Genomic DNA, 12,752 nt, shown 5'->3' with positions numbered 1-12,752 from the left:
GATGGAAGGGGGGCAGGTCATATGGCTGAACTTATCCATTTAACAGCCGGAAAGCTGCTTGAGCGGACCGCGGAGCTTTTTCCGGATCGTGAAGCGGTTGTTTACCCTGAGCGCGGCCTTCGTTATACGTATGCCGAGTTTGACCGGTTATGCCGGCAAACCGCAAAAGGGCTGATGAAGCTGGGAGTTGAAAAAGGAGATCATGTGGCCATATGGGCATCCAACATTCCGGAATGGCTCGCGGCGCAATTTGCAACAGCGAAAATCGGCGCCGTTCTGGTCACCATTAATACCAATTTTCAAATCGCAGAGCTCGATTACCTGCTGGCACATTCAGACGTCTCGGCCTTGATAATCATGGATTCCTACCGGCAGACATCTTATGTTGAAATCGTGAATAAGCTGATTCCGGAGCTGAAAACTTGTGAGCGCGGCAGGCTGCGTTCGAAACGTTATCCATTTTTACGGACGGTGTTATATATCGGTGATAAAAGCCCGCCCGGGATGCACCGTTGGGATTCATTGCTGGATAATGCCGAAGCTGTAACGGATGCGACGCTTGACGGAAGGATGGACAGCCTGAAAAAGGATGATTGCATTCATATGCAATATACATCAGGTACGACCGGATTTCCGAAGGGCGTCATGCTCTCACATTTTAATATCGTAAATAACGCGGCCAATATCGCAGAATGCATGAAGCTTACTTCAAGTGACCGTTTATGTATTCCCGTGCCGTTTTTCCACTGCTTCGGGTGTGTGCTCGGCGTGCTGGCATGCGTATCCACGGGTGCGGCGATGATTCCGATCGAACAGTTTTCTCCGCCGGCCGTTCTGAAAACGGTGGAGCAAGAAGCCTGCACGGCTCTGCACGGTGTACCGACGATGTTTATCGCCCTCCTAAATGACAGCCGTTTTTCTGAATATGATCTTTCCCACGTCCGAACCGGGATTATGGCAGGCTCGCCATGCCCGGCGGAAGTCATGAGAGAAGTGATCGGCAAAATGGGGATGACCGACATTACCATTGCCTACGGACAGACCGAAGCATCACCTGTTATTACGCAGACAAGAACGGATGATTCATTTGAAAGAAGAGTGGAAACAGCGGGGCGCGCGCTTCCTCATATCGAAGTCAGAATCGTTCGGCCCGGAACATCCGGAGAAGCCGCCCGGGGCGAACAAGGAGAGCTCTGCACCCGCGGATATCATGTCATGAAAGGCTATTATAAAAATCAAGAAGCGACCGAAGAAGCGATAGACAAAGACGGCTGGCTGCATACCGGTGATTTGGCGGTCATGGACGAGGACGGGTACTGCAAAATCACGGGCCGTCTGAAAGACATGCTGATCAGGGGCGGCGAAAATATCTATCCGCGCGAGATTGAGGAAATGTTATATCGGCATCCCGCGGTAGCAGACGTTCAGGTCGTCGGCGTTCCTGATCCGAAATACGGAGAAGAGGCCGCGGCGTGGATTAGGCTCAAAGACGGACAAACCGCTTCCGCAGAAGACATCAGAACCTTTTGCAAAGAACATATCGCCCGCTATAAAGTCCCCAGGTATGTTTTGTTTACAGATGAATATCCAATGACAGCCTCAGGAAAAATTCAGAAATTCAAGCTGCGGGAAAAAACGATTGAAGAGCTCAAGTTAACTTAATGAAAAAGGAGTGCTTCACATTTGTTTAAAAAAGTCCTGATTGCCAACAGAGGAGAAATCGCCTTACGAATTATCCGCACCTGCAAACGTCTCGGCATCCCCTCGGCAGCTGTGTATTCAGAAGCCGACCGGGACGCGCTGCATGTAAAAGCGGCTGATGAGGCCTATCCGATCGGTAAATCGAGAGTAAATGAAAGCTATTTACATATCGACAGAATCATAGAAGCCGCCAAATCCGCCGGAGCGGACGCCATTCATCCGGGCTACGGGCTTCTGTCAGAAAACAGCCTGTTCGCCGAACGCTGCCGGAAGGAACAAATCACATTTATCGGTCCGCCCGGTGATATCATCGCCAAGATGGGCAGCAAGATAGAAGCCCGAAAAACGATGCAAAAAGCAAAGGTCCCGATCGTTCCCGGTGTTTCAGAGCCATTGCCCGATGTTCACTCCGCCTTAGCCGAAGCCCGTGCCATCGGTTTTCCGGTCATGCTGAAAGCGTCCGCAGGAGGAGGCGGAATCGGCATGCAGATCGTACATTCAGAAGAAGAGCTGGCCAAAGCGTTCGAAGGCAATCAAAAGCGGGCCGCCTCCTTTTTTGGAGACGGCGCAATGTACATGGAAAAGGTCATTGAAAATGCCCGTCATATTGAAATTCAGATACTCGCAGATTCTTTCGGCAACACCGTTCATCTGTTTGAACGTGACTGTTCAGTCCAAAGGCGCCACCAAAAAGTGATAGAAGAAGCGCCGTCGCCGTTTGTTGACGATGCATTAAGACAAAGACTCGGTGAAACCGCCGTTAAAGCCGCTAAATCGATCGGCTACCAAAATGCAGGCACAATAGAATTTCTCGTCGACGAAAAGAAACAAATCTATTTTTTAGAGATGAACACCAGACTGCAGGTGGAGCATCCGGTGACAGAAGAAATTACAGGACTGGATCTTGTGGAAGAACAGCTGAAAATTGCCGCTGGGCAGGCGCTGCCTTTCTCGCAGAAAGATATCAACCACCGCGGTCATGCGATAGAAGTGCGGATCTATGCGGAAGATCCGGTCACCTTTTACCCGTCTCCCGGTACCATCTCGTCTTTTTCCGTTTTAAGACACCCGTCAGTGCGACACGAATGCGCCGTCGAAAAGGGAAGCGTCATTTCTCCGTTTTACGATCCGATGATTGCCAAAATGGTCGTCACGGCGAATACGAGAAAACAAGCCATTGAACAACTGAAAACCGCCCTTGGCGAATATCATGTAGAAGGGATTAAAACCAACATTCCGCTGCTGACAAAAATTGCCCATTCAGAAGTGTTTGAAAAGGGCGAGGCAACAACCGGTTTTTTACAAACAATGAACGAGGGGGCGTCAAAATGAGCGTCATAAAAATTCAGATGGCGGGAAACCTGTGGAAAATTCATGTGAAGCCGGGTGATGTCATTGAAGAAGGACAGGAAGTGGCCATCTTGGAATCTATGAAAATGGAAATTCCGATTATCGCTGATGCAGCGGGTACGGTGAAAGAAGTGAAAAAATCAGAAGGTGATTTCACTGATGAAGGAGAGGTCCTGATTGAACTTCAATAAAACGGGAGGTGCAGCATGAACTGTCCGAAACATGTCCGCATCAATGAAGTAGGACCGCGTGACGGCTTGCAGAATGAATCGGCGTGGGTGGATACAGAAGATAAGATTGAGTGGATCAATATGCTGTCAAAAACAGGCCTTCCCTATATCGAAGTGACATCATTCGTGCATCCAAGATGGATTCCGGCTCTTCGTGACAGCCTGGACGTCGCAAAAGGCATTGCCAGATCTGAACATACGGTCTACGCGGCTCTCGTTCCGAACCTCATCGGACTGGAGCATGCGGCAGAAGGCGGAATCGATCAGGCATGTGTATTTTTATCTGCAAGCGAAACCCATAACCAAAAAAACGTAAACAAACCGATTGACCGGACCGTTCAAGAGCTCAGGCGGGTTATTACTGAAGCAAAAGCTGAAAAAATGGCGACGAGAGCTTATCTGTCCACTGTGTTCGGCTGTCCGTACGAACAGAACGTGCCGGTCGAACAAGTCATCCGCCTGTCAGACACCCTGCTCGAAATGGGTGTTGATGAAATATCGCTCGGCGACACGATCGGCGCGGCAAACCCCTTGCAGGTCATAGCCGTGCTTGAAGCCCTTTTGCCGAGAATTCCCGCCTCAAAAATCGCACTCCATTTCCATGATACAAGAGGAACGGCTCTAGCGAATATCATTCCCGCTCTTGATATGGGCATCACATCCTTTGATACTTCCTCAGGGGGGCTTGGCGGCTGCCCGTACGCCCCTGGATCAGCAGGAAACGCTGCCACAGAAGACGTCATTTATATGCTCGAACAAATGGGGATTGATACCGGGACGGACATGAATAAACTTCTTTATGCCGCCGGTTGGATCGCGGATAAAATAGGCAAAGACCTGCCAAGCAGAAACCTGCAGGCATTCAGAACGAAATGAGAAAGGAGAAGCCATGGAAGATTGCGTCTTGTATTCCGTCTGTCAAGAAACAATCGGTCTGATCACGCTGAACCGCCCGCATGCGGCCAACTCGCTGTCTTCAGAAATGATTGATCATTTACAGCGTGTGATTGAAGACATCAAAAACTCGCCATCCATTCGTTGTGTCATTCTCACCGGCACCGGGAACACATTTTGCGCCGGTGCTGATTTAAAAGAAAGAGCGGGGATGAATCATGAACAAGTTAAGCAAAGCGTCAGGCGTATCGGTGAAACGGCCGCATCCATTGAAGCTCTCCCGCAGCCGGTCATTGCAGCGCTGAACGGAACCGCTGTCGGAGGAGGCCTTGAACTCGCTCTCGCCTGCGATATCAGAATCGCCGTCAGCCGGGCGGGCCTCGGCCTTCCTGAAACAGGGCTTGCGATCATTCCCGGAGCGGGCGGAACGCAGAGACTGCCCCGGCTTATCGGCCCTGGCGCGGCAAAAGAATTGATCTATACCGGCCGAAGGCTTTCTGCCGAAGAGGGAAAAGACATGAAGCTGATCGAGCATGTTTGTGAAGCCGATGAACTTATGGAAAAAGCAAAAGCACTGGCCGGCCGCATCGCCGCTAATGGGCCGATCGCCGTCAGACAAGCAAAATCCGCGATAAACAAGGGTCTGGAGACAGATCTCAATACAGGGCTTGAAATCGAACGAAAAGCATATGAACAAGTCATTCCCACACTTGACAGAGAAGAGGGCCTGCGCGCTTTTAAAGAAAAAAGACCCCCTGAATACAAAGGAAAATAAAACATGGAGGGACTCGGATGGATTACGAAAAAGAACGGCAGACACGCAGCAAAACGATTGAAAAGGGAGGAGCCGCGAAATATCACGCAAGCAACGAAAAGAAGGGAAAACTTTTTGTAAGAGACAGGCTGAAGCTTTTATTCGATGACGGCATATCCGTTGAAGACGCTTTTTTCGCCGAGTGCATGTCAGACGGACTGCCGGCTGACGGGGTCGTTACCGGGATCGGAACCATCGGCGGCAGAACCGTTTGTGTGATGGCAAACGACTCAACCGTAAAGGCGGGCTCGTGGGGCGCGAAAACGGTGGAAAAAATCATCCGCATTCAGGAGACGGCGGAAAAGCTTCAGTGTCCGCTCTTGTACTTAGTCGATTCCGCAGGTGCGAGAATTACGGATCAGGTCGACATGTTCCCGGGCAGAAGGGGAGCCGGCCGCATCTTTTATAATCAAGTAAAGCTGTCGGGCCGCATTCCGCAAATCTGTTTATTGTTCGGCCCTTCCGCTGCGGGCGGCGCTTACATTCCGGCCTTTTGCGACATTGTCATTATGGTTGAGGGCAATGCATCCATGTACTTAGGTTCCCCGCGTATGGCAGAAATGGTGATTGGCGAGAAAGTATCGCTTGAAGAAATGGGCGGCGCCCGTATGCATTGTTCCGTATCAGGCTGCGGTGATCTCCTCGCCCGGACGGAACAGGAAGCAATCATGATGGCACAGACATACCTCAGCTATTTCCCGTCAAATTATACTGAAAAAGCGCCCGTCAACAAATCTAAGAACCCGAAAGCTTTTGAAAAACCGCTCTCAGATGTCATCCCGGCACATCAAAACGCACCGTTCAACATGATGGATTTAATTGAACGTGTCATTGATGAAGACTCATTTTTTGAGATTAAACCGTTATTTGCGCAGGAATTAATAACGGGGCTTGCGCGGATTCACGGACAGCCGGTCGGCATTATCGCCAATCAGCCGCGTGTTAAAGGCGGGGTTTTATTTCTCGATTCGGCGGATAAAGCCGCAAAATTTATCGCTTTGTGCGACGCATTCCATATTCCGCTTCTGTTTTTAGCAGACATTCCCGGATTCATGATCGGAACGAAGGTTGAGCAGGCGGGCATCATCAGGCATGGCGCAAAAATGATCTCCGCAATGGCGGAAGCGACTGTTCCGAAGCTTTCCGTTATCGTCAGAAAAGCCTACGGTGCCGGATTATACGCGATGGCGGGGCCTGCTTTTGAACCGGACTGCTGTTTAGCGCTTCCGACTGCGCAAATTGCCGTAATGGGTCCTGAAGCAGCGGTGAATGCGGTCTACGCAAAGAAAATCAGCGGGCTAGCCCCTGAAGAAAGACCGGCTTTTATTCAAGAAAAGCGTGATGAATATAAGGAAGACATTAACCTTTACCGGCTTGCCTCTGAAATGGTGATTGACGGCATTGTTCCTGCTGATTCCTTGCGGGAAGAACTCAATAAACGCCTCACTGCTTACATGTCCAAACAACTGACATTCACACACCGGAAACACCCCGTATACCCGGTATAAATAAAAAAAAGACTGCATAGATCCGGCTCGCAGCCGTTCTTATGCAGTCTTTTTTCATAGTCTTGATCTCATTTTCTTCACAACAAAATAAACAACAATAAATACGAGAGCCAATATAATGATCGGAGTTGTATACATTCCGGCATAGCTGTCTACGTCTTTCCACTGTCCCCCGAGCTGATACCCGAGATAAACGAAAATGACAGACCACGGAATAATGGCAAGTGTCGTCAATATGACAAACTTGGAAAGAGGCATTTTCGCAAGGCCGGCCGGGATGGAGATCGCATGTCTGACGACCGGGATAAACCGCGCCGAGAACACAACGCCGGCGCCGTAACGGCGAAACCAGTTTTCCGCAACATCAACATGATGCTTTTTCAGAAGTAAGTACTTGCCGTACTTGTCCAAAAACGGCCGTCCCCCATAACGGGCGATCCAGTAAATAAAGCACTGCGCGATCGTTCCCCCGATCACACCGGCGACAATGGCGCCGATAAAGCTGATCGTGCCTTCTGACACCATATATCCTCCGTAAGCCAGAACGATTTCACTCGGAATGATTTCGATCATTAATCCGAGCGCAATCCCTAAATAGCCCATACTTGTCAGCCAGGATAATATTTCACTAATAAAATTGCCCACACTGTTCACAACCTCTTTATCTTTTTACCCAATTATATGACTGATTGACAAGCAAAATGGTTACAAATTATTTTTTAACGCACGATTTCTTCAGATTCTCTTTTTAACACCTCTTCTAAATAAGCTAAAAGTTTCGGTCTCATTTCTTCCCGCAGAAGCCCGATCTCCGTGCCGGCCTTAAAACAGCCGAACTTATCTCCTATATCAAACCGGCTTCCTTCAAGCTCCCGCGCATAAATGCTTCGGGTGCGGCACACTTCGCGCAGCGCGTCTGTCAATTGGATTTCGTTGGCCGCGCCTCTTCCGATCGTCTTCAGCGTTTTAAAAATATCAGGGGTTAATATGTAGCGGCCCATCACGGCAATATGAGAGGGCGCCTTTTCAACAGCCGGTTTCTCAATCAGATCCTCAACCTGGTACACATGACCGCCCTGCCGCCCCGTCTGTATAATACCATATTTGCTGACATCAGCAGGATCGACGGGCTGTACGCCGACCGTTTCTGTGCCGTGTTGGTTATAGACGTCTATGAGCTGTGAAAGAGCGGGAGTGTCAGATACCATAATATCATCACCTAAGAGAACGGCAAAAGGCTCATCTCCGATAAAATGCTCCGCACACAGCACCGCATGTCCTAATCCGAGCGGTTCTTTCTGACGGATGTAATGAATATTGGCCAAATCGGCAATCCGCTGCATTTCCTTCAGCGTCTCCGTCTTGCCTTTTTCCTGCAGATTGAATTCCAATTCCGCCGACCGGTCAAAATGATCTTCAATCGAGCGTTTGTTTCTCCCTGTAATAATCAATATATCTTCAATTCCTGACGCTGCGGCCTCTTCGACAATATATTGGATGGCCGGTTTGTCGACAATCGGCATCATTTCTTTCGGCTGCGCCTTTGTCGCCGGCAGAAATCTCGTTCCTAAACCTGCTGCGGGAATGACCGCTTTTCTCACTTTTTTTCTCATTCATCTTCACTCCTGATCCTGTATGTTTTTCAGCGAATCTCCAAATACCCAGATTCGGTTTCCGATAAAATTCATCATCATCCCGCCGATAGTGGCGGCGAACTTACTCACCAATAGCGAACAGCCGCCTTTTTGAAACGCGTAAAGCAGCAAAAAGGTGATTCCCGACGCGGCAAGATTAATCATGAGAAATCGCATGATCTCTTTCCCGTCAGCCTTGCGTTTTACACGAAACGTCCACTTCCGGTTCCATACATAGCTGTTGATGATCCCTGCCGAATAGGAGCAGATCTGCGCCGGAAGATAGGGGACATGACAAGCGGCGAGAAGAAAGAAGACACCAAAATCGATCAGCGTATTACCGACGCCTACAGTGCAAAAACGGCCTGCTGTCTTTACTTTTTCTTTCAGCATAACGGTGACCTCCCCTCATAATAAGATGCGGTTCGCTGTCCTATTTGTTGATATGGATTACTTTAGCGGACAGTGTTGAATAAACAATTACTAAAATATGAACAAAACATGAAAACGTAATGAGGCTTTGCAAAACTCATTAAGTTAACAGTTTGATAGTTTAGGTTGACATATTCCGTGAAGGGCACTAATATTCTGTATAAGTGTTAACCTTTAATTATTTTGGTTAACATTAATTTTCAAAGTAAGAGAAAGGAGGGGAATATATGCGGGAAGAAACCTATTACAGCGTCAGAATGAGAGCTTCCCGAAACGCCCCCCATGAGCAGGGCGGAAAACACATTTCCGGCGGAGAACGGCTCATCACTTACAGCGGTTTACAGGAAGCGGTAGATGGCTTATTACATAAAGGCTTCTCGCACTCAAGAGGGATACCTGATTTTATGCAGATTCAGCTTGAAAGCGTTAATGAACCGATCGAAACGATCCGCCCTTTGCCGGTTGCTTTCCATCAAACAGACACGCCGGAAAAAGGACAAGCAATCGCCCGCAAGCTTCTGCAAAAGGCGGGGATTCCCCCGCACATGATAGAGAAAGCGTACGAAAACATTGCGGAATATGCAGAAGCAAGAGGAGCGGTCCTGTTTGATATCCGGGCAGGAGAACGCATTGACGGCAGAGGAAATAGAGGTGTGCGGGTATCCCGAATGGATTGGCCGTCACGTGATTTTCAAAAATGGGCTTTTACTCACAACATGCCGGAACATTCACGAATAAAAGAAGCACATGCCATCGCGGCAAAAGTTTGCGCACATCCGGGGATTATTGCTGAATTGTGCTGGTCGGATGACCCTGATTACATAACAGGCTACGTTGCCGCAAAGAAGCTGGGATATCAGCGGATTGCCAAGATGAAGAATGCCGGAGATGAAAGCGGCTGCCGGATTTTCTTTACAGATGGCTCCATAGATACGGAGAGCTGTATCCATTTTTTAGAGAAGCAGCCTGTATTCATTCAGCAGGAGGAGAAATGATGAAACAATCAATGATTGAAAAAAGCAAAAAGCATCTTTGGCTGCCTTTCACACAAATGAAAGATTACGATGAAGATCCGTTAATCATTGAAAGCGGAAACGGGATCATGCTGAAAGACATCAGCGGCAAAGAATATTATGACGGCTTTTCTTCAGTATGGCTCAATGTACACGGCCACCGAAAAAAAGAAATGGATGAAGCGATTCAAAAACAGCTTGAAAAAATCGCTCATTCAACCTTGCTGGGTATGACGAACGTTCCCGCAACAGAACTTTCCGAGATGCTGACAGGCATCGCACCGGAAAAGCTGACACGCGTTTTTTACTCCGACAGCGGAGCGGAAGCAATGGAAATCGCTCTGAAAATGGCCTTTCAATACTGGAAAAACATAGGGAGACCCGAGAAACAGACGTTTATTTCTATGCAGAACGGCTATCACGGCGATACGATCGGAGCCGTCAGCGTCGGCTCCATTGAACTCTTCCACCATGTGTACGGCCCGCTGATGTTTGAAAGCTACAAAGCCCCGATTCCGTATGTATACAGATCTGAAAGCGGCGACCCCGTACAGTGCCGGGATGAATGCCTTCACGCGCTCGAACAGCTGCTTGCTAAGCATCACGAAGAGATTGCCGCACTTACGATCGAATCGATGGTGCAAGGCGCATCCGGGATGATCGTCATGCCTGAAGGCTTTCTGGCAGGCGTACGAAAGCTGTGTACGGCATATGATGTGTTAATGATCGTTGACGAAGTGGCGACGGGGTTCGGCCGCACCGGAAAAATGTTTGCCTGTGAGCATGAAAATGTCCAGCCGGACTTGATGGCGGCAGGGAAAGGCATTACGGGAGGCTATTTGCCGATCGCTGTGACGTTTGCCACAGAAGCCATTTATGAAGCCTTCTACGATGACTACGACAAAATGAAAACATTTTTCCACGGCCATTCCTATACAGGAAATCAGCTTGGCTGTGCCGCGGCAATTGAAAATCTGCGTTTATTCGAATCAGAGCGCATCGTTGAACAAGTCGCCGAAAAATCAAAAACGGCAGCGAAATTTCTTCATGATCTGAAGCAGCTTCCTCATGTCGGCGATGTCCGCCAGCTCGGTTTCATGTGCGGCATAGAGCTTGTGCAGGATAAGGGGACAAAACAGCCTTATCCGCCTGAAAAGCGGATGGGATACAAGGTGTCCTTGAAAATGAGAGAGCTTGGTATGCTGACACGGCCGCTCGGAGACGTCATCGCCTTTCTGCCGCCGCTTGCCAGCACAACCGATCAGTTACAAGCCATGATCTCCATTATGAAAGAAGCGATAGCCGAGGTGACCGGCCGTGGATTTTGACGGATGGCTCCTCGGAAGGCTCGATGCGGTGAAAAGAGACGGGCTGTATCGGACGCTGCGAACACAGGAAACCGCTCTCAAAACCAAAGGGCAAAAGCGGCAGACCTGGGCGTCCAATGACTATTTAGGCCTGTCAAAAGATGAGCGGCTGATCACAGCCGCGCAAACGGCGCTGAGCCGGTTCGGAGCGGGAAGCGGCGGCTCACGGTTAACGACAGGAAATACTGTGTGGCACGAAAAACTTGAACACACAATCGCGGATTTTAAACAGACGGAAGCGGCTTTATTGTTTTCAAGCGGTTACTTGGCAAATATCGGCGTGCTTGCCTCACTGCCTCAACAAGGCGATGTCATTTTAAGCGATCAACTGAACCATGCGAGCATTGTTGACGGCTGCCGTTTATCAAAAGCGGAAACCATCGTGTACCGCCATATTGATATGGCTGATCTTGAGAAAAAACTTGCCTCCGTCCAGGCTCGGAACCGCCGCTTCATCGTCACAGACGGCGTCTTCAGCATGGACGGCACCATCGCGCCTCTTGACCGCATAATGGCGCTTGCAAAGCAGTACCAGGCATTTGTGATAGCAGATGACGCGCATGCAACCGGTGTACTCGGGGAAAACGGCGGGGGAACCAGTGACTATTTCGGTGTTTGTCCTGATGTTGTCATCGGCACATTAAGCAAAGCTGTAGGAACGGAAGGCGGTTTTGCCGCGGGATCAAACATTTTCATTGATTTTTTGCTGAATCAGGCGCGGACGTTTATTTTTCAGACGGCCCTCCCGCCGTCAATTTGTGCGGCTTCGCATACGGCATTTGACATCATATCAGATATGCACGATACGCGCCGTGAGCTGCAGTCGTCTGTCAAAATGATAAAAACGCGTCTGGCCGATATGGGCTTTACCGTAAGAGGCGGAGATACACCGATTATCCCCGTTATCATCGGTGATGCAAAAACAGCGGTTTCAGCCTCTGCACTGCTGGAGAAAAAGGGAATCTGCGCCCCGGCCATCCGCCCGCCCGCCGTTCCGGAAGGCGAAAGCAGAATCAGGCTGACCGTTACGGCGGATCGCAGCTTACAGGATATAGACGAGCTGACAGAAGCATTTGATTCCATTAGAAAAGAGCTGAATATAAACAAATGAGAAGTTTTTTTGTCACAGGAACAGATACCGGCGTCGGAAAAACCATCGTTTCTTGCGGACTTGCCGCGGCATTCCGGCAGAAACAGGCGGATATCGGAGTGTTTAAGCCGTTTTTAAGCGGCGTGCCTCGGACTCATCCGGAAAGTGACACCTCGCTGTTGAAAGACATGTCACAAACCGCACTGTCTCATGAAGAAATCACGCCATTTGAATGGAAAGAGCCGCTTGCCCCGTACACGGCCGCCATGCTTGAGGGGAAATCCGTGAGCATGGCGGATGTCATGGCCCACTGGAGTAAGATCAAAAATCGTCATGAGTGTTTCATCGTTGAGGGGGCAGGCGGCATTTCCGTCCCGCTTGGTGAAAATTATTTAGTCAGTGATCTGATAAAAGCCATGGAATTGCCGGCGGTGATTGTGGCCAGGCCTGATCTCGGAACCATCAACCACACATATTTAACCGTTGAATATGCGAAAAACATGGGGATAGAGGTTCTCGGCATTATTATCAACGGCGTAAGGAGCAGGCCGGGGCTGGACGAAAAGACAAACCCGAGCATGATTGAAACATTATGCAAAGTTCCGATTTTGGGAATCACACCGAAGCTGGATCACGTTTCATCGGAAAACATTCAACACATGATTGAGAAACATATAGATGTTTCCTCTTTCATGAATCTGACACAAATGGGGAGATAA

Annotated in this window: 13 protein-coding genes; 10 read left to right on the top strand and 3 right to left on the bottom strand. The window is 49.3% G+C overall.

What is annotated here, in order from left to right:
• The first annotated feature begins 21 nt into the window (after window positions 1–21).
• From NYE28_RS10605 to NYE28_RS10580, 6 genes are read left to right on the top strand one after another with little or no spacing between them, the layout of a single operon-like run.
• Entirely contained in the window at window positions 22–1,662 is a 1,641-nt protein-coding gene (locus NYE28_RS10605) for an AMP-binding protein (protein WP_038463976.1), read from the top strand.
• A 21-nt stretch (window positions 1,663–1,683) separates the two neighbouring features.
• Entirely contained in the window at window positions 1,684–3,033 is a 1,350-nt protein-coding gene (locus NYE28_RS10600; protein ID WP_038463973.1) for an acetyl-CoA carboxylase biotin carboxylase subunit, read from the top strand.
• Entirely contained in the window at window positions 3,030–3,242 is a 213-nt protein-coding gene (locus tag NYE28_RS10595; protein WP_007410121.1) for an acetyl-CoA carboxylase biotin carboxyl carrier protein subunit, read from the top strand. The genes NYE28_RS10600 and NYE28_RS10595 overlap by 4 nt, the downstream gene beginning before the upstream one ends.
• Before the next feature lie 15 nt (window positions 3,243–3,257).
• Window positions 3,258–4,157 carry a hydroxymethylglutaryl-CoA lyase gene (locus NYE28_RS10590; protein ID WP_007410122.1) on the top strand — a complete coding sequence of 300 codons (900 nt, stop codon included), beginning with the start codon at window positions 3,258–3,260 and terminating at the stop codon, window positions 4,155–4,157.
• A 13-nt stretch (window positions 4,158–4,170) separates the two neighbouring features.
• Window positions 4,171–4,950 carry an enoyl-CoA hydratase gene (locus tag NYE28_RS10585; protein WP_014418063.1) on the top strand — a complete coding sequence of 260 codons (780 nt, stop codon included), beginning with the start codon at window positions 4,171–4,173 and terminating at the stop codon, window positions 4,948–4,950.
• Window positions 4,951–4,967: 17 nt separating this feature from the next.
• Window positions 4,968–6,497 (top strand): acyl-CoA carboxylase subunit beta, encoded by a 1,530-nt coding sequence (locus tag NYE28_RS10580; protein WP_043021171.1) that lies wholly within the window; start codon window positions 4,968–4,970, stop codon window positions 6,495–6,497.
• A 54-nt stretch (window positions 6,498–6,551) separates the two neighbouring features.
• Here NYE28_RS10580 and NYE28_RS10575 read toward each other — a convergent pair whose 3' ends face one another.
• From NYE28_RS10575 to NYE28_RS10565, 3 genes are all read right to left on the bottom strand, one after another.
• Complete coding sequence (locus NYE28_RS10575) at window positions 6,552–7,142, bottom strand: DedA family protein (RefSeq protein ID WP_007410125.1); 591 nt, start codon at window positions 7,140–7,142, stop codon at window positions 6,552–6,554.
• 74 nt (window positions 7,143–7,216) lie between these two features.
• Complete coding sequence (gene galU / locus NYE28_RS10570) at window positions 7,217–8,110, bottom strand: UTP--glucose-1-phosphate uridylyltransferase GalU (RefSeq protein WP_160223464.1); 894 nt, start codon at window positions 8,108–8,110, stop codon at window positions 7,217–7,219.
• Between the two features lie 6 nt (window positions 8,111–8,116).
• Window positions 8,117–8,524 carry a GtrA family protein gene (locus tag NYE28_RS10565; RefSeq protein ID WP_014418060.1) on the bottom strand — a complete coding sequence of 136 codons (408 nt, stop codon included), beginning with the start codon at window positions 8,522–8,524 and terminating at the stop codon, window positions 8,117–8,119.
• A gap of 266 nt (window positions 8,525–8,790) precedes the next feature.
• Here NYE28_RS10565 and NYE28_RS10560 point away from each other — a divergent pair, with 266 nt between their 5' ends.
• Genes NYE28_RS10560 through bioD form a run of 4 tightly spaced genes read left to right on the top strand, consistent with a single transcriptional unit; the run spans window position 8,791 to window position 12,752 of the window.
• Window positions 8,791–9,558: a 6-carboxyhexanoate--CoA ligase gene (locus tag NYE28_RS10560; RefSeq protein WP_094031759.1), complete on the top strand. Its 768-nt coding sequence runs from the start codon at window positions 8,791–8,793 to the stop codon at window positions 9,556–9,558.
• Window positions 9,558–10,904: an adenosylmethionine--8-amino-7-oxononanoate transaminase gene (gene bioA, locus NYE28_RS10555; RefSeq protein WP_085342051.1), complete on the top strand. Its 1,347-nt coding sequence runs from the start codon at window positions 9,558–9,560 to the stop codon at window positions 10,902–10,904. The genes NYE28_RS10560 and bioA overlap by 1 nt, the downstream gene beginning before the upstream one ends.
• Window positions 10,894–12,054 (top strand): 8-amino-7-oxononanoate synthase, encoded by a 1,161-nt coding sequence (gene bioF, locus NYE28_RS10550; protein WP_094031758.1) that lies wholly within the window; start codon window positions 10,894–10,896, stop codon window positions 12,052–12,054. Before bioA ends, bioF begins: the two co-directional genes overlap by 11 nt.
• Entirely contained in the window at window positions 12,051–12,752 is a 702-nt protein-coding gene (gene bioD / locus NYE28_RS10545) for a dethiobiotin synthase (protein WP_059367361.1), read from the top strand. The genes bioF and bioD overlap by 4 nt, the downstream gene beginning before the upstream one ends.

It is taken from the genome of Bacillus sp. FSL R5-0443 (genome assembly GCF_038608285.1).
Taxonomy (GTDB): Bacteria; Bacillota; Bacilli; order Bacillales; family Bacillaceae; genus Bacillus; species Bacillus velezensis.
This window is presented reverse-complemented; position numbering and strand designations above follow the sequence as displayed.

Coding starts and splice junctions, on each gene's coding strand:
- NYE28_RS10585 (WP_014418063.1), top strand. CDS start 4,171: ATGGAAGATTGCGTCTTGTATTCCGTCTGTCAAGAAACAATCGGTCTG.
- galU (WP_160223464.1), bottom strand. CDS start 8,110: ATGAGAAAAAAAGTGAGAAAAGCGGTCATTCCCGCAGCAGGTTTAGGA.
- NYE28_RS10565 (WP_014418060.1), bottom strand. CDS start 8,524: ATGCTGAAAGAAAAAGTAAAGACAGCAGGCCGTTTTTGCACTGTAGGC.
- NYE28_RS10590 (WP_007410122.1), top strand. CDS start 3,258: ATGAACTGTCCGAAACATGTCCGCATCAATGAAGTAGGACCGCGTGAC.
- NYE28_RS10580 (WP_043021171.1), top strand. CDS start 4,968: ATGGATTACGAAAAAGAACGGCAGACACGCAGCAAAACGATTGAAAAG.
- bioD (WP_059367361.1), top strand. CDS start 12,051: ATGAGAAGTTTTTTTGTCACAGGAACAGATACCGGCGTCGGAAAAACC.
- NYE28_RS10595 (WP_007410121.1), top strand. CDS start 3,030: ATGAGCGTCATAAAAATTCAGATGGCGGGAAACCTGTGGAAAATTCAT.
- bioA (WP_085342051.1), top strand. CDS start 9,558: ATGAAACAATCAATGATTGAAAAAAGCAAAAAGCATCTTTGGCTGCCT.
- NYE28_RS10605 (WP_038463976.1), top strand. CDS start 22: ATGGCTGAACTTATCCATTTAACAGCCGGAAAGCTGCTTGAGCGGACC.
- NYE28_RS10560 (WP_094031759.1), top strand. CDS start 8,791: ATGCGGGAAGAAACCTATTACAGCGTCAGAATGAGAGCTTCCCGAAAC.